The sequence below is a fragment of the Streptococcus timonensis genome, from assembly GCF_047463455.1.
GTDB lineage: Bacteria > Bacillota > Bacilli > Lactobacillales > Streptococcaceae > Streptococcus > Streptococcus timonensis_B.
Map to the genome: position 1 here is coordinate 82,044 of NZ_JASHDV010000002.1, position 17,937 is coordinate 99,980.

Annotated in this window: 24 protein-coding genes; 2 read left to right on the top strand and 22 right to left on the bottom strand. The window is 38.8% G+C overall.

The window, feature by feature from the left end; all coding sequences use genetic code 11:
- The first annotated feature begins 10 nt into the window (after positions 1–10).
- Positions 11–1,456: a UDP-N-acetylmuramoyl-L-alanyl-D-glutamate--L-lysine ligase gene (locus QM847_RS03610; protein WP_414353890.1), complete on the top strand. Its 1,446-nt coding sequence runs from the start codon at positions 11–13 to the stop codon at positions 1,454–1,456.
- Positions 1,457–1,490: 34 nt separating this feature from the next.
- Here QM847_RS03610 and QM847_RS03615 read toward each other — a convergent pair whose 3' ends face one another.
- The 22 genes from QM847_RS03615 to QM847_RS03720 all read right to left on the bottom strand — a co-directional run bounded on the left by QM847_RS03615 (position 1,491) and on the right by QM847_RS03720 (position 16,927).
- Positions 1,491–2,141 (bottom strand): DUF1803 domain-containing protein, encoded by a 651-nt coding sequence (locus QM847_RS03615; protein ID WP_414353892.1) that lies wholly within the window; start codon positions 2,139–2,141, stop codon positions 1,491–1,493.
- Positions 2,125–2,637, bottom strand: a complete 513-nt coding sequence (locus QM847_RS03620; protein ID WP_414353894.1) for a YiiX/YebB-like N1pC/P60 family cysteine hydrolase — start codon at positions 2,635–2,637, stop codon at positions 2,125–2,127. The genes QM847_RS03615 and QM847_RS03620 overlap by 17 nt, the downstream gene beginning before the upstream one ends.
- Before the next feature lie 63 nt (positions 2,638–2,700).
- The gene (locus tag QM847_RS03625) at positions 2,701–3,636 is read right to left on the bottom strand and encodes a manganese-dependent inorganic pyrophosphatase (protein ID WP_414353896.1); all 936 of its coding nucleotides are present in this window, start codon (positions 3,634–3,636) and stop codon (positions 2,701–2,703) included.
- Positions 3,637–3,720: 84 nt separating this feature from the next.
- Complete coding sequence (locus tag QM847_RS03630) at positions 3,721–4,005, bottom strand: GIY-YIG nuclease family protein (RefSeq protein WP_006148132.1); 285 nt, start codon at positions 4,003–4,005, stop codon at positions 3,721–3,723.
- A complete protein-coding gene (locus QM847_RS03635) occupies positions 3,995–4,744 on the bottom strand; it encodes a tRNA1(Val) (adenine(37)-N6)-methyltransferase (protein WP_254729660.1) in 750 nt (249 codons plus the stop codon). The genes QM847_RS03630 and QM847_RS03635 overlap by 11 nt, the downstream gene beginning before the upstream one ends.
- A gap of 48 nt (positions 4,745–4,792) precedes the next feature.
- Positions 4,793–5,155 (bottom strand): S1 RNA-binding domain-containing protein, encoded by a 363-nt coding sequence (locus QM847_RS03640; RefSeq protein ID WP_004252382.1) that lies wholly within the window; start codon positions 5,153–5,155, stop codon positions 4,793–4,795.
- Between the two features lies 1 nt (position 5,156).
- Positions 5,157–6,557 carry a bifunctional Cof-type HAD-IIB family hydrolase/peptidylprolyl isomerase gene (locus QM847_RS03645; protein WP_414353898.1) on the bottom strand — a complete coding sequence of 467 codons (1,401 nt, stop codon included), beginning with the start codon at positions 6,555–6,557 and terminating at the stop codon, positions 5,157–5,159.
- 81 nt (positions 6,558–6,638) lie between these two features.
- Positions 6,639–7,148 carry a GNAT family N-acetyltransferase gene (locus tag QM847_RS03650; protein ID WP_414253427.1) on the bottom strand — a complete coding sequence of 170 codons (510 nt, stop codon included), beginning with the start codon at positions 7,146–7,148 and terminating at the stop codon, positions 6,639–6,641.
- A 187-nt stretch (positions 7,149–7,335) separates the two neighbouring features.
- Positions 7,336–7,575, bottom strand: a complete 240-nt coding sequence (gene rpsR / locus QM847_RS03655) for a 30S ribosomal protein S18 (protein WP_000068664.1) — start codon at positions 7,573–7,575, stop codon at positions 7,336–7,338.
- A 31-nt stretch (positions 7,576–7,606) separates the two neighbouring features.
- Positions 7,607–8,077 carry a single-stranded DNA-binding protein SsbA gene (gene ssbA / locus QM847_RS03660; protein ID WP_414353900.1) on the bottom strand — a complete coding sequence of 157 codons (471 nt, stop codon included), beginning with the start codon at positions 8,075–8,077 and terminating at the stop codon, positions 7,607–7,609.
- A gap of 11 nt (positions 8,078–8,088) precedes the next feature.
- Positions 8,089–8,379 (bottom strand): 30S ribosomal protein S6, encoded by a 291-nt coding sequence (gene rpsF, locus QM847_RS03665; protein ID WP_414353902.1) that lies wholly within the window; start codon positions 8,377–8,379, stop codon positions 8,089–8,091.
- A gap of 130 nt (positions 8,380–8,509) precedes the next feature.
- Positions 8,510–9,166, bottom strand: a complete 657-nt coding sequence (locus tag QM847_RS03670; RefSeq protein WP_414353904.1) for a CBS domain-containing protein — start codon at positions 9,164–9,166, stop codon at positions 8,510–8,512.
- 288 nt (positions 9,167–9,454) lie between these two features.
- The gene (locus QM847_RS03675) at positions 9,455–10,165 is read right to left on the bottom strand and encodes an ABC transporter ATP-binding protein (protein ID WP_075228228.1); all 711 of its coding nucleotides are present in this window, start codon (positions 10,163–10,165) and stop codon (positions 9,455–9,457) included.
- Positions 10,165–10,929 (bottom strand): ABC transporter ATP-binding protein, encoded by a 765-nt coding sequence (locus tag QM847_RS03680; protein WP_414353907.1) that lies wholly within the window; start codon positions 10,927–10,929, stop codon positions 10,165–10,167. Before QM847_RS03680 ends, QM847_RS03675 begins: the two co-directional genes overlap by 1 nt.
- Positions 10,929–11,885: a branched-chain amino acid ABC transporter permease gene (locus QM847_RS03685; RefSeq protein ID WP_414353909.1), complete on the bottom strand. Its 957-nt coding sequence runs from the start codon at positions 11,883–11,885 to the stop codon at positions 10,929–10,931. The genes QM847_RS03680 and QM847_RS03685 overlap by 1 nt, the downstream gene beginning before the upstream one ends.
- Positions 11,886–11,888: 3 nt before the next feature.
- Positions 11,889–12,758 carry a branched-chain amino acid ABC transporter permease gene (locus QM847_RS03690; protein ID WP_250306974.1) on the bottom strand — a complete coding sequence of 290 codons (870 nt, stop codon included), beginning with the start codon at positions 12,756–12,758 and terminating at the stop codon, positions 11,889–11,891.
- Between the two features lie 104 nt (positions 12,759–12,862).
- The gene (locus QM847_RS03695; protein ID WP_075566870.1) at positions 12,863–14,023 is read right to left on the bottom strand and encodes an ABC transporter substrate-binding protein; all 1,161 of its coding nucleotides are present in this window, start codon (positions 14,021–14,023) and stop codon (positions 12,863–12,865) included.
- A gap of 88 nt (positions 14,024–14,111) precedes the next feature.
- A complete protein-coding gene (locus QM847_RS03700) occupies positions 14,112–14,381 on the bottom strand; it encodes a YlbG family protein (RefSeq protein ID WP_075566868.1) in 270 nt (89 codons plus the stop codon).
- 78 nt (positions 14,382–14,459) lie between these two features.
- A complete protein-coding gene (gene clpP, locus QM847_RS03705) occupies positions 14,460–15,050 on the bottom strand; it encodes an ATP-dependent Clp protease proteolytic subunit ClpP (protein ID WP_142557883.1) in 591 nt (196 codons plus the stop codon).
- Positions 15,051–15,165: 115 nt separating this feature from the next.
- Complete coding sequence (upp, locus tag QM847_RS03710; protein ID WP_269797399.1) at positions 15,166–15,795, bottom strand: uracil phosphoribosyltransferase; 630 nt, start codon at positions 15,793–15,795, stop codon at positions 15,166–15,168.
- 88 nt (positions 15,796–15,883) lie between these two features.
- On the bottom strand, positions 15,884–16,351 hold the full coding sequence (locus QM847_RS03715; RefSeq protein WP_414353911.1) for a deoxycytidylate deaminase: 468 nt from the start codon (positions 16,349–16,351) through the stop codon (positions 15,884–15,886).
- Positions 16,352–16,369: 18 nt separating this feature from the next.
- Positions 16,370–16,927 (bottom strand): TetR/AcrR family transcriptional regulator, encoded by a 558-nt coding sequence (locus QM847_RS03720; RefSeq protein WP_414353912.1) that lies wholly within the window; start codon positions 16,925–16,927, stop codon positions 16,370–16,372.
- 124 nt (positions 16,928–17,051) lie between these two features.
- On the opposite strand from QM847_RS03720, the gene QM847_RS03725 reads away from it, so the two are divergent.
- Entirely contained in the window at positions 17,052–17,897 is an 846-nt protein-coding gene (locus QM847_RS03725) for a DegV family protein (protein WP_414353915.1), read from the top strand.
- Positions 17,898–17,937: the final 40 nt, after the last annotated feature.

Sequence of the window (17,937 nt, forward strand, 5' to 3'; positions counted from 1 at the left end):
AATAGAAAGTATGATAAAGATTGAAACTATATTAGATATTTTAAAGAAAGACGATCTCTTCCGTGAGATTATTGACCAAGGACATTACCATTATTATCACAGTGATGTCGTTTTTGATAGCATCTGCTACGATAGCCGAAAAGCTCAAGAAAATAGTCTCTTTTTTGTCAAAGGAGCAGCCTTCAAAAAAGAATATCTGTTTTCAGCTATCGCACAAGGGCTTGGTTGGTACGTAGCTGAGCAGGACTATGAAGTCGGTATTCCCGTTATCGTCGTTAGCGATATTAAGAAAGCCATGAGTTTGATTGCTATGGAGTTTTATGGCAACCCTCAGGAAAAACTAAAACTCCTTGCTTTAACTGGTACTAAAGGAAAAACAACGGCAGCTTACTTTGCTTATAACATCTTAAATCAAGAACATCGTCCAGCTATGTTGTCAACCATGAACACTACTTTGGACGGTAAGACTTTCTTTAAATCTGCTCTAACAACTCCTGAAAGTATTGATCTCTTTGAGATGATGGCGCAGGCAGTTGACAATGGAAGAACTCATCTTATTATGGAGGTATCCAGCCAAGCCTACTTGGTGAAACGGGTCTACGGCCTGACCTTTGATGTCGGTGTCTTCCTCAACATTAGTCCTGACCATATTGGTCCTATTGAGCATCCGACCTTTGAAGATTATTTCTATCACAAGCGTCTTTTGATGAAAAATAGCCGAGCAGTTGTCATTAATAGCGATATGGATCACTTCTCTGTTCTGAAAGAACAAGTTGAGAACCAAGACCATGACTTCTACGGTAGCCAATCAAGTAATCAAATTGAAAACTCTAAAGCCTTTAGCTTCTCCGCTACTGGTAAATTAGCTGGAGACTATGACATCCAGTTGATTGGGCACTTCAACCAAGAAAATGCAGTCGCTGCTGGACTTGCTTGTCTTCGTCTAGGTGCTAGTTTTGAAGACATCAAAAAAGGGATTGCGACTACTCGCGTACCTGGTCGTATGGAAGTTCTCACACAGAAAAATGGCGCAAAAGTTTTCATCGATTACGCCCACAATGGTGACAGTCTTAAAAAACTTATTTCTGTTGTTGAAACTCATCAAACTGGAAAGATTGCTTTAGTTCTTGGTTCAACTGGAAACAAGGGAGAAAGTCGTCGTAAGGACTTTGGACTTCTCCTCAATCAACATCCTGAAATTCAAGTCTTTCTAACAGCTGATGATCCAAACTATGAAGATCCGATGGCCATTGCAGATGAAATCAGTAGCTATATCCATCATCCTGTTGAAAAGATTGTCGATCGTGAGCAAGCTATCAAGGCTGCTATGTCTGTTACAAGTCAAGAACTGGACGCTGTGATTATCGCTGGTAAAGGAGCTGATTGCTACCAAATCATCCAAGGTAAGAAAGAAGACTATCCTGGAGATGCTGCTGTTGCAGAACGTTATCTATAGTATATTTAAAGAAGGCTAGGAAAATTCCTAGCCTTTATTTTTTTATAAAGATGAAGCGTTCTTTATCAAATTCTACAGCCAACTCATATTTCCCATCTTCATTTTGAATGATGTAGTCCAATAAAACTAAACTATCGACAAAGATATCACGACGTTTCTGCATGAGCTGGTCTTTTTTTAGAAATTTAAGCAAAAAGGTTGTCATATATTTGAGAGCATACTCAGGGTTGACATCCCCCAAAACAGCATAGAGTTTCTGCTGATCTTCTGTCAGCGAATACTGGTGCTTAACCTTATAAAAGTAATTAGACAAGGTCATCTTTTCCCGAGCAAAATCCGTATACTCTTCTAGGATAGCTACATTTGTTTGATTGCGCAATTCAGTTTGAAAATGTTTCTCCAGGATTTCTTGATAGATGGGACTATCATCTCTTACAAAGACTTCTTGGTCTAGTGCAAGAGATTCTGTAGATTCTAGAAAGGGGAGATTGAGATAATAGCGTTTATTCTCTCTCAAGATCAAACCCGCTTTAATGTAGTCCTCCAAGAGCTTGTCAACTGGAACTTCTGGAAACTGAGCCTTAATTTCGCGTAGAATAACATCATCATGCTGATCAAGATAGTCCACCAAGTCCCTAAAGAATGGCTGCCGTGTCAATCGTGATGGATTAAAAATCTGAATCATGAAGATTCCTTTCTTTACATACTAAAAGTGGAGAGGCTGCCAACTGACTGGGATTGGTCCCCGGCTGGTTCAGAGGCACAGGAAGTTCGAGTTTCTGGTAATACTCCCTCCAAAAATCACTGATTTCCTGTGTATCATCCCCAAACTTCATGGGAATGGTCTCAAAAATAGGGAGGATTTCTGCTACAAACTGGGAACAATAGAAACCATCTCCATCTGGGTAAAAGGAAGCATTGTAGGGAGCCCCTAAAAGACTCTCTGCTCGCTTTTTGACCTCTGTACAATCAATCTGCTCATAGTGATAAAAATCATAGACTTTTTCAGCTTCAAAGAAGTCCTCAGAAGCCTGGGCAAGGACACCACCTTCTACCGTGGCATGATAAATCTGTCCGTCCAAAAAGATGGCTACATGGCTATAGTTTCCAGTAGATGCCTGGATAGCCTGCCCCATTTCTGTATCTTCTCTCACAAAAATCAAATCGCCATTTTCTAACATACTTCTCTCCTAGCAAAAAAGGAGTCGAAACTCCTTTTTAACAATGGTTTTCCCCATCTATGATTATGCATTAAAGCTTTCTGTCAGTTGAGGTACAACTTGTTTCTTACGTGAAACAGCACCTGGAAGGAAAGCATGGTTGTTTTCTAGTTTGAAGTTAAAGGCTGCTTCTATCTTGTCCATATTAGCACCAAGAGCCAAAATTTCTGAGTTTGAGTTGACGATGTCTGTAATCATCAAGACAAAGTCAGAGTAGCCGTTAGCTGCATTTGCGGCTTGGATGGCTGCTTCGATTTCTGCTTGTCGTGCCAATACTTCAGTAATATCAACTGTATTCACTTGAGCCACACGGACATTGTTTCCATTAAGTTCAAATGTCTTCGCATCGATATCAATCAATTCTTCAGCAGATTTGCTTGCTAAATTTGTACCAGCCTTGAGCATGGCAAGACCGTATTCTTCCAAGTTCACACCAGCCAATTCAGCCAATTCAAGAGCAATGACTTTATCTGATGGGTGAGTGGTTGGAGATTTCAAAAGAAGAGTATCTGAAATCAAACCTGATAGCATCAAACCTGCAATTTCTTTTGGAACAGCTACGCCATACTCTTTGAACATGCGGTAAACGATAGATGATGCTGATCCAACTGGTTCCAAACGCATGTAAAGTGGGCTTGCAGTTTCAAAGTTAGCCACACGGTGGTGATCCACAACACCGTAAACCTCTACTTCAGCGATATCTGATACTGATTGTTGGAATTCATTGTGGTCAGTCAAAATGACTTGCTCTGCACCTTCTGCTTTAGCAGATGTAATCACGCGCGGTGCTTCCACACCAAAATAGTTCAATACGAAAGCTGTTTCTTCATTTGGAGTTCCAAGAGCCACCGCTTCTGTATCCAAACCGTATGCTTCTTTTGCAAGATAAGCAAAAGCTACAGATGAACCAATAGCATCTGAGTCTGGATTTTGGTGACCAAATACTAGAATCTTAGACATGATAATACCTCGTTTCTTTATTCTCTTTATTGTAGCATTTTTTTCGCTTTTTGACAAAAGTAAGAGGAGTCAAAGGACTCCTCATTACAAGTCAAAAGAATCGACTAAATTTCTATTTTGATTCTCTTTGAAATAATTTTCTTTTTGCATACGTGTCTTGCGCTTGAAAAGAGCTTCAGCAGACATGGCCTCTTCCTTACTATCAAAACCTTCTGCAAATATGAGTTTTACTGGCAAGCGAGCGCGTGTATATTTGGCTCCTTTACCGCTATTGTGAACGGCAATCCTTTTCTTGACATCTGTTGTATAGCCTGTATAGTAGGAACCATCACGACACTCTACCACATACATATAAGCCTTATGATCCATAGTAAATCTCTTGAATTTCTGGTGTATAAGTACCATCACTATTATGAACAATGAGTGGTGGTAAAACCTTAAAGCCACTAGTGGACCCATCCTTGATAGCTTCAATCAAAAGCATATTGGCTTCCTTTTCCCGTTTAGGGTAAACAAATTGCAGACGTTTTGGAGCCAGATTATGCTGTTGGAGCGTAGCTAAGATATCTAATAATCGATCAGGACGATGAACCATAGCCAAACGCCCATTTGATTTGAGAATACTCTGGGCACTACGACAGATTTCCTTAAGATTGGTCGTAATTTCATGCCGAGCTAAAAGGTAATGTTCGCTTTCGTTCAGATTAGAATTTGGATCTACCTTAAAATAAGGCGGATTGCACAAAATCAAATCAACCTTACTCCCCTGAATGTAGCTAGGCATATTTTTCAAATCATCACAAATAACCTGCATCTGCTCTTCTAAGCCATTTAATCGGACTGAGCGTTCTGCCATATCTGCCAGGCGTTCCTGGATTTCCACAGAGAGAATTTTAGCCTTGGTGCGACTACTGGCAAATAGTCCAACAGCTCCATTACCTGCACAAAAATCCACAATTAACCCATTTTTAGGAAAGCGAGGAAAACGTGACAAAAGTACACTATCCACCGAATAGCTGAAAACCTCTCTATTTTGAATAATCTTGATATCTGTAGAGAAGAGTTGGTTAATCCGCTCTCCTGATTTTAATAATTGTTCTTCGTTCATACTTCTATTGCCACAAATTTAATAATATCAAAGATGGTTAGAAATTTATCAATTACTGTTTTTCTTTAAATGCTCCAAGGCTTCTCGAGTCCAAACAGGCATCATGCGACCAAGCGGTGCAAAACCATGTTTGATGCGATCATTCGAAAAACGTCTTCGTCTAGGAAGTTGATGTTTTTCTTCTTCCAAGGTACGAATGGAAAGGCTAGCCTTCCCTGTATATTCGTCAAAATCTACTACTTGTACCTGGACTTCATCACCGATCTTTAAAACCTCGTAAATATTTTCGATAAATCCTGTCCGAATCTCTGAGATATGAATCAGTCCAGTCACTCCTGTTTCTAACTCAACAAAAGCTCCATAGGGCTGAATCCCAGTAATACGGCCATTTAGCTTATCACCGATTTTCATTTTAGTCCTCAATTTCAATAGTTTCAATTACGACATCTTCAACTGGCTTGTCCATTGCACCTGTTTCGACACCTGCAATTGCATCAAGAACTTCATAAGAAGCTTCATCCGCAAGTTGACCGAATACTGTGTGACGGCGGTCTAGATGAGGAGTCCCACCTTGTTCAGCATAAATTTCCGCAATTGGTTCTGGCCAGCCACCGCGAGCAATTTCTTTCTTAGAATATGGCAAGTGTTGGTTCTGTACGATAAAGAACTGGCTACCATTTGTATTTGGCCCAGCATTAGCCATAGAAAGGGCTCCACGGACATTGTAAAGTTCTTCTGAAAACTCATCCTCAAAAGACTCTCCGTAGATAGACTCTCCACCCATACCAGTTCCAGTTGGATCTCCACCTTGAATCATAAAATCTTTAATAATACGATGGAAAATCACACCGTCATAGTAACCATCTTTTGATAGAGCAATAAAGTTGGCTACTGTTTTTGGTGCGTGATCAGGAAAAAGCTTAATGCGCATATCCCCATGATTTGTTTTAATGGTCGCTAAAGGACCTTCTACTGCTTCAATGTCTATTTGTGGAAAATGTAATTCTTTTTCTACCATACCAAATCCTTCTAAGGCATCAAAGATGCCATCTTCTTCTAATGTTTTTGTAATATAATCTGCTTTTTCTTTGATTTTATCATGAGAAATTCCCATAGCAACACTAATGCCTGCATAATCAAAGAGTTCTAAATCGTTAAGACCGTCCCCAAAAACCATAACGTTTTCAGGTTTTAAACCTAATTGGTCTACAACTTTTGCAACCCCAGCTGCCTTTGAACCGGAAATCGGCACAACATCTGATGAATGTTCATGCCAGCGTACCATACGCAAAGTCGATGCTAAACTGTCAGGCAAAATCAAGTCATCTCCCTGCTCCTCAAAGGTCCACATCTGATAAATATCTTCATTTTGATAAAAATCACGGTCCACCTCTAAATTAGGATAAATCGGGTCAATTGCCTGGCTAATCATCTCTGTTCGCCTTGATAGTCTAGCAGCATGACTACCGACCAAACCGTAGTCAATTCCTACTTCCTTAGTCCAAGCAATATACTCTTCAACCTTATCTCTAGCAATTTTGTTACTATAAATGACATTGCCCTTTTTATCCTCAATATAGGCACCATTCAAGGTTACAAAGAAATCAGGTTTGAGGGCTTTAATCTCTGGTACGACGCCGAAAATACCTCGACCAGTCGCAATTCCTGTCAAGATTCCTTTCTCACGCAATTGTTGAAAAATCGTTGGAATAGTAGTTGGAACAAAACCTGTCTTTGAATTTCGTAAAGTATCATCTATATCAAAAAAGATAATCTTAATCTTCTTAGCCTTGTATCTTAACTTGGCATCCATTATAATACCTCCTTCAATTCACTCTTTCAATTATACCATAAAGTAGAGAATTCCCCTATCTTCAAAGAATTTTGCTACCTCTTATTCGAATTCCTTAGACAAGTACAAAACTAAATCATCATTGTTTTGACTAGTTGCATTCATTTCCAAGGGTTGATTTCGATACCAGACACCCGTCCCATCTGGAATATAGCCTCGTTTGATGTACAATCTTTGGGCGGGTCCATATCCTGAGTGCAAGCCTACGCCTAGACTTACCTTGATCGAAACAAGCTCGACTCGTTTTTCTGCTTCTTCTAGCAGTTGACTCCCAACTCCTTGATTTCGAAAAGGCTCAAATACATTAAAATCTGATAATTCTGGATAGACTTCTGCAAAAGGACCATGTTTAGCAGAGGGCAAAATGGTAATGTAGCCCGCTACAGCACCCTCAACCTCTGCAACTAAGACCTCTCTCTCCCCACTTTCTTGCTCCTCAAAGTATCGAGTTAAAACCTCCTCTCTACTTGGCCAACCTTGTCTGATAAATCCTCGAGATAGATATTTTATGTCAGATTCTTGCATTTTTCTAATTGAACATGTCGTCTTCATAAGCTTCTCCTTTATAGCTTTCTCCTACCATTATAGCACGATAATAAAGATTAAAAGAAAAAACCTAGTAAGACAAAAGAATCTTACTAGGTAAACAGGGAGTCCTGTAAAAGTCTGATAAAAGACACGCCTGAACAAAAAAAAGAGGTCCACTGGACCGAAAAAAAGACCCGTAAGGGTCTTTTCTTTAATCTTCGTTTACGAAAGGCATCAAAGCCATTACGCGAGCGCGTTTGATAGCTGTTGTTACTTTACGTTGGTTTTTAGCTGAAGTTCCAGTTACACGACGTGGAAGGATTTTCCCACGTTCTGAAACGAAACGGCTAAGAAGCTCAGTATCTTTGTAATCAACATATTCAATTTTGTTTGCTGCGATGTAATCAACTTTTTTACGGCGTTTGAATCCGCCACGACGTTGTTGAGCCATGTTTTTTCTCCTTTATAGTATTAATTGTCCATTAGAATGGTAAATCATCATCTGAGATATCCAAAGGATTTGTTGCTCCGAATGGATTCTCATTACGTGAAAAGTCTGGTACTGAATTTGTAGGTGCTGCAGGACTAATAGTTGGTGCAGAATAAGATCCACCAGTTTGTCCTTCACGAGCACTACGGCTTTCCAACATTTGGAAATTTTCAGCTACGACTTCTGTCACATAGACACGTTGTCCTTGCTGGTTATCGTAACTACGAGTCTGAATACGGCCTGTAATCCCAACAAGAGAGCCTTTTTTAGCCCAGTTAGCAAGGTTTTCAGCCTGTTGGCGCCACATAACGACATTGATAAAATCAGCCTCACGTTCGCCATTTTGACTCTTGAATGTACGGTTTACTGCAAGAGTAAAAGTCGCAACTGCTACATTTGATGGGGTATAACGTAACTCAGCGTCACGTGTCATACGCCCTACAAGTACAACATTGTTAATCATAGTTTACCTTCTTACGCGTCAAGTTTGACGATCATGTGACGAAGAATGTCAGCGTTGATTTTTGAAAGACGGTCAAACTCTTTAAGAGCTGCATCGTCGTTAGCTTCAACGTTAACGATGTGGTAAAGTCCTTCACGGAAATCTTGGATTTCGTATGCAAGACGACGTTTTTCCCATGCTTTTGATTCAACAACAGTTGCACCGTTGTCAGTCAAGATAGAGTCAAAACGTGCTACCAAAGCGTTTTTCGCTTCTTCTTCAATGTTTGGACGAATGATATAAAGAATTTCGTATTTAGTCATTGATATGTTCCTCCTTTTGGTCTAATGACCCCAAGACATTGCAAGGGGTAAGTGAGGTTTGCTCACAATAAACTATTATACTAGAAAAAAATTTTTTTAGCAAGCAAAAAAGGTGTTTCTAATTTATTTTTTAAAGCTTTTTAGCAGAAGTTCGAGATATTTCCTCTACTTGAATATTTTCTGCTTCAAATTTTTCTTTTAGGAATGGAAGATCAACCATTCCATCGATTTGCACCTCAATAATAATTTTACCGTCCTTGCGGGGTACGTTAATAGTATGTGAGATATTAAGATTTTCTTCAACGATCAAAGAAACAATCTTGCCTAGAACTCCGACCTCATTTTCAGTGATAAAACGAACACGAATTCCTTCTTCTCCATAACCTGAAACCTCTAGAAAAGCTCTGAAAACATCGCGATCTGTAATTACACCATAGAGCTGACCGTTATCCATAACTGGTAGAATACCAATTTTATTTTTAAGCATGAGATAGGTTGCATCTTCTAGACTAGCGTAGCCTGAAACGGTTATGACATCACGAATCATGACATCTTTTACCTTTGTTTTGTTAAGCAGATAATTCATCTCATAGATTGAAAGACTTGTAGCTTTAGATGGACTAGCTTCAGCAATAGTACCTTCTGTCACCAATCCCACTAATTTATCATTCTCAATAACAGGGAGACGATGCAAACCTTGTTCACGCATTAAGTCTGCCGCATGAGCTATTGTTGTATCTGGACTGATATAAACCACCTTACGTGTCATAAAATCTTTAACTGCCATAGGACTTCTCCTTTATATTTATAGTTTTATTATACACCTTTTAAAGAAAGCAATCAAACGCTTTCAATTCTTTTTCAAGATTCAGAAAACTCTGATGACCTTACAAAAAAGAGCTCCTAAAATGAGCTCTTTGAATGAAAGAAATATTCTTCATTCATGTTTTACCTTGTCTGGTGAAAGAGTGGATTATTAGGCTCTCTCTATCCGCCGACTAAAAAGGTCCCCCGAACTAATGTGGATTACTTGCGCAATCCTTATTCGCAACCTAAACTAGTATCCCAGACTAGTTTAGCCACCTAGATATGCTTTTCTGACTTCATCTGATGCAGCAAGTTCTTTTCCTGTTCCAGAAAGAACAATCTTACCTGTTTCTAGTACATAGCCTCTATCTGCAATAGCAAGTGCTTTATTAGCATTTTGCTCAATCAAGAGAACGGTTGTCCCTTGCTTTTGAATATCTTGAATTATATCAAAAATTTCTTGGATAAAAATCGGTGCAAGTCCCATTGATGGTTCATCCAAAAGAAGGAGTTTAGGTGTAGACATGAGTGCACGCCCCATGGCAAGCATCTGTTGCTCACCACCAGATAGGGTAGCAGCATCTTGATTTTTTCGCTCTTCCAAACGTGGGAAACGTGAAAAGACTTTCTTCAAATTCGCTTGATTCTCTTCACGATTTTTCTTAAGAAAGGCTCCCATCTCCAAGTTTTCCATAACAGTCAAACCTGAAAAGACATGACGTCCTTCTGGAACCTGAGAAAGACCTGATGCAACAATTTTCTGAGCAGGCATCTTTTGAATTTCTTGCCCTAAAAACTCAATTTTCCCAGAGCTTGGACGGACCAAGCCTGAAAGGGTACGAAGAATGGTTGTTTTACCAGCTCCATTTGCTCCGATAAGGGATACTACTTCTCCTTCGTTTACTTCAAAACTCACATCACGAACAGCTTGGATCATGCCATAATGCACTGATAGATTTTCAACTTTTAACATAGACATTAGGCTTCACCTCCTAGATAAGCTTCGATAACTCGTTTATTGGCCTTGATTTCACTAGGCGTTCCGTGAGCAATCAAGCGACCATACTCAAGCACATAGATACGTTCAGTAACGTCCATTACTAAGTTCATATCATGCTCAATCAGCATAATCGTAATGTTAAATTCATCCTTAATACGACGAATCAACTCTGTCAATTCAGCTGTTTCCTGTGGGTTCATACCCGCTGCAGGCTCATCCAAAAATAGAATTTTCGGTTCTGTAGCGAGGGCACGAACGATTTCCAAACGGCGTTGTTGACCATAAGCTAAGTTTTTAGCTAAAGTATCAGCATCCCCATCCAAATCAAAGATTTTAAGTAAATCGATTGCCTTAGCTTTTAATTCTTTTTCATTTTTATAAAATGTTGGCAAACGCAAGAAACTAGCAAAAACATGCTTTTTATGGTGATTGCCAAATGCAATAAGAACATTATCCAAAACAGTTAAATCTTTAAAAAGTCGAATGTTTTGGAAAGTACGCCCTAGGCCAAGAGAGGCAATTTTGTAAGGTTGCTTACCATTTAACAAGTGACCATCTAATGTAATTGTTCCTTCACTTGGCTCATAAACACCTGTTAAAAGGTTGAAAAGAGTTGTTTTCCCAGCTCCGTTTGGTCCAATCAAACCAACAAGTTCACCTTCATTCAATTCTAGAGTTACATCTCCAACAGCTGTTAGACCACCAAAATGCTTGGTTAACTGTTTTACTTCAAGTAATGCCATTAGTTTTGTTCCTCCTTCTTAGTTTTTTTAAAGAGACGAGATAGACTTAATTCCCATGTTCCAAGAAGGCCACCTGGTCTGAAAATCATAACAAGCACCAAAGCCAAAGCATAGATGATCATACGAATACTTGCTACATCCTGCAGAATCATATTAATAATTCCCAATACAATAGCTGAAACAATAGCACCTGTAACAGACCCCAAACCACCAAATACAACGATAATCAAGATGTTAATAGAGTTAATAAAACTGTAATCCTTAGGTACAACAGAACCAATAAATCCGGCCTGAAGAGATCCCGCAATACTTGCAGTCATAGCACCAAAAACAAAAGCGATAATTTTGATTTTTGTTGTATTGACTCCAACTGATTCTGCAGCAATCTCATCTTCACGAACAGCTAGAGTTGAACGACCAATCGGACTTCGAAGGAAGTTTAGAGTTGCGATGGTGGTGATAACTACAAAGAAGTACACCATTTGCCAATTTGTAAAGTTTGGAATACCCAGAATACCAGCTGCTCCATTAGTAATATCTCCACCGTTGACGATAAAGATACGAATGATTTCAGCAACACCGAGTGTTGCAACTGCAAGATAGTCCCCCTTCAAGCGAAGAGTTGGAATCCCAACGACTAAAGCCACTAAGCCTGAGATAAGTGCTCCAAGTAGCATAGCTCCAAAGAAGGCTCCATAAGTCGGAGATTTAGAACCAATAATAGCCGCTGCATAGGCACCAATAGCCATAAATCCAGCATGACCTAGTGAAAATTGCCCAGAGAAACCAACAATCAGATTAAGTCCCACTGCTAGGATAATATTGATACCAATTTGTTGTAGAATTTGAATGTAAAAAAGATTTAGTACTCCGGCTGAAACAAGTGCGCTAATCAAGCCATATCCTGCCAACAAAAGGAGCAACCATAGAATATTAATTTTTAAATTATTTTTCATTGTTTACACCTTCTCTTTCACATTCTTACCAAGAATACCTGCCGGACGAACAATCAAGATTAAGAGTAAGATACCATAAACAATAGCATCGCGGAAATCTGACATTCCAAATGCTGTTGCAAAAGTCTCTAATAATCCGATTACAAATCCTCCAAGAGCTGCACCTGGAATAATTCCAATACCACCTAAAACGGCAGCAACGAAAGATTTAATACCAGGAGTCATCCCCATCAATGGTTCCAATGAATTATAGTAAAGGGCGATAAGGACACCAGCAGCACCAGCTAGAGCTGAACCCAAAGCAAATGTAAAGCTGATTGTACGGTTTACGTTGATTCCCATCAACTGAGCTGCATCACTATCTACTGAAACGGCACGCATGGCTTTCCCCATCTTAGTTTTTTGTACAATGAGTTGCAAAAGAACCATCAATACAAGTGACACACCTAATATCATTAACTGAATATTTGTCAAGCTAATTGGCCCCAAGTCGTAACGGACAGTTTGAATGGCTTGGGGAAAGGCACGTGTATTGGCACCAACGAAATAGACCATCCCGTACTCAAGCAGGAAAGATACCCCAATCGCTGTAATCAAAACTGAGATACGAGTTGAATTTCGTAAAGGACGATAAGCTAGAAACTCAATAACAACACCAAGAATAGCTGTACCGACCATAGATAGAAGTAGGGCAACAAAGAAATTTAATTGTAGGTAATTAATCAAGAAATAGCCCATGAAAGCCCCCATCATATAAATATCGCCGTGGGCGAAGTTGATGAGCTTGATAATTCCATAAACCATGGTATATCCAAGGGCTAATAATGCATAAACACTACCCAGGATTAAACCATTAACAAGTTGTTGGAGCATGTAGTTCACTCTTTCTAATATTATTTTTGTATATAAAATTGCTTCTAAAATACCGAAACAGGGAGTGAGTAAAAAGCTCATTCCCCATTCTCGTTATCTTAAATTTATGGTTGTACGACTTCTGCCGCTTCAACTTTACCATTATTCATAGTCATCATGAATGCAGTTTTAACAGTGTTGTGATCTGCATCGAAGCTTGTTTTTCCTGTTACTCCCTCAAAGTCTTTAGTTTTAGCAAGATTATCTTTAAGTTCTACAGATGTTTTAGCACCTTTTGCTGCATTTGCTACAAGGTAAACTGAGTCATATGCAAGAGCTGCAAAAGTTGAAGGCTCTTCATTGTATTTAGCACGGTAAGCTTCTAGGAAGGCTTTTGCCTTATCAGAAACATCAACTGTTGATGAGAAACCAGAGATGAAGTAAATGTTTGATGCACGTTCTGCTGTTGCTTGTTGAACAAACTCTTCACCATTAAATCCATCACCACCGATGATTGGTTTGTCAATACCCATACCACGAGCTTGGTTTACAATTTTACCTGCTTCAGTGTAGTAACCTGGTAATACGATTGCATCAAATTCTTTATCTTTGATTTTTGTAAGAGCTGCTTGGAAGTCAGTATCTCCTGATACAAATGTTTCATCAGCTACGATTTCACCTTTAAATGATTCACGGAAAGCTTTTGCAACACCTTTAGCATAGTCACTTGAGTTATCAGTATACAAAACAACTTTCTTAGCACTCAATTTATTAGCTACATAGTTTGAGATGATTTTACCTTGGTAGCTATCTTGGAATGTTCCAATAAATAGGAAGTCTTGTCCTTTGGTCAAACCATCTTGAGTAGCACTTGGCGAGATTAATGGCACAGCAGCTTGAGTAGCGTTTGCCACTGCAGCAGCAGTTGCTCCAGAAGTCGCAGGACCTACGATAGCTGCTACTTTTGATTGAGTAACAAGGTTTGTAGAAACAGAAGCCGCTTCAGCAGTTTCAGATTTGTTATCTTTATCTACAACTTCGATTTGTTTTCCATCAACACCACCAGCAGCATTGATTTGATCAACTGCAAGTTGAGCACCCTTTTGTTCAGATGTACCGTAAGCAGCTACTGCTCCAGTCTCCTCAAAGTTGAAACCAATTTTAATAACTTTTTCATCTACTGGGTTACCAGTTGCATTCGATGCTCCTGATTTCACTTCACCACAAGCTGTTAAAACAGCTACACTTGCAAGTGCAACAAGCGATAATGCGAATTTTTTCTTCATAATTTGTCTCCTTCTTAAGTTCATTTTTAATGACATGTTAAGAATATACCGAATTATCAGAAAATTGTCAATACTTTTTTGTATTTTTTTAAATGATAACGTTTTCTTCCTTTCGATAAAGGTTTCCAACAAAAGGAGTTTCTAGTTCTTGAATGTGGCAAACTCTTACTTTTTTAATAAATTTTTCTTTTTCTAAACGTTCTACCAATTCAGCTACTTCTTCTGTTGGTACATAAAGCTGTATATAACGACGCTTTTTAGAATGGTAACAGATATCTCCAAAACTTTGGAGTTTTTTTACATCACGATTATAATAAAGATAGACAATCAGACCAGAACGATTCTCTTTTTCAAACATAATATAGCTTCCTTTTAAAAATCTTCCTTTTATTATATCAAAAAAAGCAAACTCAGTCGAGTTTACTTTTAAGGATTATTAGTTCAAAGAATTATTTGCCATAATCTCGTCAATGAAACCATATTCTAATGTTTCTTGAGCACTCATCCAGTAATCACGTTCAGCATCTCTATGAATTTGCTCAACAGATTTACCAGAATTATCTGCAAGAATTTGCTCCAAAGTCTTACGGGTTTTAAGTAAGTGTTCAGCGGCAATAGCCATATCAGTCTGCTGAGTACCGCCACCAGTTCCACCCATTGGCTGGTGAATCATATACTCTGCATTTGGAAGCATGAAACGTTTACCTTTAGCACCACTAGATGCAATGATAGTTCCCATTGATGCTGCCATCCCCATGACAATAGTTTGGACATCAGCCTTGATAAAGTTCATGGTGTCAACAATCGCCAAACCAGCTGATACAGAACCTCCAGGAGTGTTTACATAAAGGTAAATATCTTTTGTACTATCTTGCGCATCCAAGAAGAGCAATTGAGCAATGACTGAGTTTGCCATATTGTCTTCGACTGGTCCAGTCAACATGATAATGCGATCCTTAAGAAGTCGTGAGTAAATATCATACGAACGTTCTCCACGACTTGTTTGTTCAATAACTACAGGAATCATTCATTTCTCCTTTTGATCTTTTAAATTTAGTAGTTGTCTACTGACAATGAGGTTATTATACCTCGTTGGTCAAAAAAGGTCAATTTTTTGATGTGTATAATCCTCTTTTTGTGTCCTACTTAGTTCCGAACAAGCGGTCCCCAGCATCACCTAAGCCAGGAACAATATAACCATGTTCATTCAAGCGTTCATCCAAAGCTGCTGTAAAGATTTCTACATCAGGGTGTGCTGCTTGAAGTGCCTTCACACCTTCTGGAGCTGATACAAGGCAGACAAACTTGATGTTTGAAGCTCCACGTTTTTTGAGAGAGTCAACAGCCAAAATCGCTGATCCACCTGTTGCAAGCATAGGATCAACTACAAAAATTTGACGTTGGTCAATATCTTCAGGTAATTTTACCAAGTATTCTACTGGTTGAAGGGTTTCTTCGTCACGGTACATACCAATGTGACCAACTTTTGCTGCTGGAACCAAACTCAATAATCCATCAACCATCCCAATACCTGCACGCAAGATAGGTACGATTGCTAATTTTTTACCAGCCAATTGTTTTTGAACTGTTTTAGTGATCGGTGTTTCGATTTCTACATCTTCAAGTGGAAGATCACGAAGCACTTCATATCCCATCAACATTGCAATCTCATCTACTAGCTCACGAAAAGCCTTTGTAGATGTGTCAGTACGACGCAAGATTGACAGTTTGTGTTGGATCAGTGGATGATTAATAACTTCAATTTTTCCCATTTTCTGAATTCCTTCTTTCAATTTATTCTTCTTATTATATCAAAAAATGGTTTAAAAATCTTTCTAAACCATTTATTTTTTTATAATTCTACATCAAATCTGCTTCTTTAAGAGCTGCTTGAACTGTCTCAAGTGGCAAATGTGTTAATTCCGTCTTTTTTTCTTGGTAAAGGTATTGGGCATAATCATCCATGCGGTATTGGTTGATATAAACAACACGTTCACAACCTACTTGAAGCAACTGTTTTGTACAGTTAAGACAAGGAAAATGCGTAACATAGGCAGTGAATCCTTTTGGAATACCTCGTTCAGCGCCTTGTAAAATAGCATTCACTTCTGCATGAAGAGTTCTAACACAATGTCCTTCTATCACAAGACAATCATGATCAATACAATGCTCAGTCCCTGAAACAGAGCCATTATATCCCGTTGAAATCACTTTGTTATCCTTTACAAGAACAACCCCAACTTTTGCACGTTTACAAGTTGATCGATTGGCAATCAATAAGGCTTGAGCTGCAAAGTATTCGTCCCAGGCAAGTCTTTTATCTGACATCATTTATCTCCTAATCGTCTATTTTTTAAAAAATGGTAGGCGTAAATCTGCAATCTTTTCAGCGGGTACCTTCATCCCATCTTTAATCCATTTTATAAGGACTGAGACAATAGCCGAACTCCAGAAAGAATGAAGATAAGAGCTGACTCCTTTTGACTTTCCATAGTATTTTTCTAGAAATTCTTGCATGGCTTGCACAAAGATTTTTTCTAAGTGATAGTCTAGGGCAAGCTGAATAACTTTGGCTTCTTTCTTGGCTTCTCTAAAGAGGTGAACCCATACGAGATAAAGGTCTGTTTTAACATCGTAATGACTCAATTGCTCCATTATGTTATGGACGCTACGTTTAAAGACACTTTCTAAAATCTCTTCTTTTGAATCATAATTTCGATAAAAAGCTGCACGAGAAACGCCAGCACGCTTGACTAACTCAGAAATGCTAATCTTAGCCAATTCCTTTTTCTCTAAGAGTTGCAAAAGAGCTGTTTCAATCGCTTCTCTGGTTAGCAAATTAGATTCTTGATTTGATTTTCTTAGGTTTTCAAGCGATTTTTCAGATATTTTACGTTCAGACATAACAATTTCTTTCTACTTGTGACAACAGAGATGTACTACTTTTGTTTCAAGAGCTTTCATGATATAATTGTAAAAAAAGACAGAACCTTTGTCAATGTATAAGTGATAAAGATGGAGAATTTCTATGACATGGAAGATTGTAGCTGACTCTGGTTGTGATTATCGTCAACTGCCAAACCTTGCGATTGATACTGAGTTTATCAGTGTCCCACTAACCATTCAAGTGGCTGATCAGATTTTTATTGATGATGCTAATCTTAATATCGATCAGATGATGGAAACCATGTATGCAACTTCTGAAGCTTCTAAATCAGCCTGTCCTAGTCCTGATGATTACTTACGTGCCTTCGATGGAGCAAAACATATTTTTGTTGTGACTATTACAGGAACTCTGTCTGGTAGCCAAAACAGTGCTCAACTTGCAAAAAATATTTATCTTGAGGACCATCCCGATACTAAAATCCATGTGATTGACAGCCTTTCAGCTGGTGGAGAGGTTGATCTCTTAGTTGAAAAGCTAAACGACTTAATTGAACAGGGATTATCATTTGAAGAAGTTGTCCAAGCAATTACTGCTTACCAAGAAAAAACAAAACTTCTTTTTGTTCTTGCTAAAGTAGATAATCTGGTTAAAAATGGCCGTTTGAGCAAGCTAATCGGTGCGGTTGTCGGACTACTTAATATTCGAATGGTTGGAGAAGCAAGTGAAACTGGAACCTTAGAGCTTCTCCAAAAAGCTCGTGGTGCTAAAAAGTCCCTTCAAGCTGCATATGAAGAAATCATTAAAGGTGGCTACGCTGGTGGACGTATTGTCATGGCTCACCGCAGCAATGAAAAATTCTGCCAACAACTCTCAGAACTCTTGCGAGAAAAGTACCCGCAAGCTGAAATTAAGATTCTTCCAACTTCTGGACTTTGTAGTTTCTATGCAGAAGATGGCGGACTTCTCATGGGATATGAAATTGGTTAATCAATCAGACAAGAGATGACTTATCATCTCTTGTTTTTTT

Excerpts from the sequence above, each read along its gene's own strand:
- QM847_RS03695 (WP_075566870.1), bottom strand. The coding sequence starts at position 14,023 with ATGAAGAAAAAATTCGCATTATCGCTTGTTGCACTTGCAAGTGTAGCT.
- QM847_RS03675 (WP_075228228.1), bottom strand. The coding sequence starts at position 10,165 with ATGTCTATGTTAAAAGTTGAAAATCTATCAGTGCATTATGGCATGATC.
- QM847_RS03715 (WP_414353911.1), bottom strand. The coding sequence starts at position 16,351 with ATGTCAGATAAAAGACTTGCCTGGGACGAATACTTTGCAGCTCAAGCC.
- clpP (WP_142557883.1), bottom strand. The coding sequence starts at position 15,050 with ATGATTCCTGTAGTTATTGAACAAACAAGTCGTGGAGAACGTTCGTAT.
- QM847_RS03625 (WP_414353896.1), bottom strand. The coding sequence starts at position 3,636 with ATGTCTAAGATTCTAGTATTTGGTCACCAAAATCCAGACTCAGATGCT.
- QM847_RS03635 (WP_254729660.1), bottom strand. The coding sequence starts at position 4,744 with ATGAACGAAGAACAATTATTAAAATCAGGAGAGCGGATTAACCAACTC.
- QM847_RS03690 (WP_250306974.1), bottom strand. The coding sequence starts at position 12,758 with ATGCTCCAACAACTTGTTAATGGTTTAATCCTGGGTAGTGTTTATGCA.
- QM847_RS03720 (WP_414353912.1), bottom strand. The coding sequence starts at position 16,927 with ATGTCTGAACGTAAAATATCTGAAAAATCGCTTGAAAACCTAAGAAAA.
- upp (WP_269797399.1), bottom strand. The coding sequence starts at position 15,795 with ATGGGAAAAATTGAAGTTATTAATCATCCACTGATCCAACACAAACTG.
- ssbA (WP_414353900.1), bottom strand. The coding sequence starts at position 8,077 with ATGATTAACAATGTTGTACTTGTAGGGCGTATGACACGTGACGCTGAG.
- QM847_RS03615 (WP_414353892.1), bottom strand. The coding sequence starts at position 2,141 with ATGATTCAGATTTTTAATCCATCACGATTGACACGGCAGCCATTCTTT.
- QM847_RS03640 (WP_004252382.1), bottom strand. The coding sequence starts at position 5,155 with ATGAAAATCGGTGATAAGCTAAATGGCCGTATTACTGGGATTCAGCCC.
- QM847_RS03620 (WP_414353894.1), bottom strand. The coding sequence starts at position 2,637 with ATGTTAGAAAATGGCGATTTGATTTTTGTGAGAGAAGATACAGAAATG.
- rpsR (WP_000068664.1), bottom strand. The coding sequence starts at position 7,575 with ATGGCTCAACAACGTCGTGGCGGATTCAAACGCCGTAAAAAAGTTGAT.
- QM847_RS03700 (WP_075566868.1), bottom strand. The coding sequence starts at position 14,381 with ATGTTTGAAAAAGAGAATCGTTCTGGTCTGATTGTCTATCTTTATTAT.
- QM847_RS03610 (WP_414353890.1), top strand. The coding sequence starts at position 11 with ATGATAAAGATTGAAACTATATTAGATATTTTAAAGAAAGACGATCTC.
- QM847_RS03725 (WP_414353915.1), top strand. The coding sequence starts at position 17,052 with ATGACATGGAAGATTGTAGCTGACTCTGGTTGTGATTATCGTCAACTG.
- QM847_RS03650 (WP_414253427.1), bottom strand. The coding sequence starts at position 7,148 with ATGAAGACGACATGTTCAATTAGAAAAATGCAAGAATCTGACATAAAA.
- QM847_RS03645 (WP_414353898.1), bottom strand. The coding sequence starts at position 6,557 with ATGGATGCCAAGTTAAGATACAAGGCTAAGAAGATTAAGATTATCTTT.
- QM847_RS03670 (WP_414353904.1), bottom strand. The coding sequence starts at position 9,166 with ATGGCAGTTAAAGATTTTATGACACGTAAGGTGGTTTATATCAGTCCA.
- QM847_RS03685 (WP_414353909.1), bottom strand. The coding sequence starts at position 11,885 with ATGAAAAATAATTTAAAAATTAATATTCTATGGTTGCTCCTTTTGTTG.
- QM847_RS03630 (WP_006148132.1), bottom strand. The coding sequence starts at position 4,005 with ATGGATCATAAGGCTTATATGTATGTGGTAGAGTGTCGTGATGGTTCC.
- QM847_RS03680 (WP_414353907.1), bottom strand. The coding sequence starts at position 10,929 with ATGGCATTACTTGAAGTAAAACAGTTAACCAAGCATTTTGGTGGTCTA.
- rpsF (WP_414353902.1), bottom strand. The coding sequence starts at position 8,379 with ATGACTAAATACGAAATTCTTTATATCATTCGTCCAAACATTGAAGAA.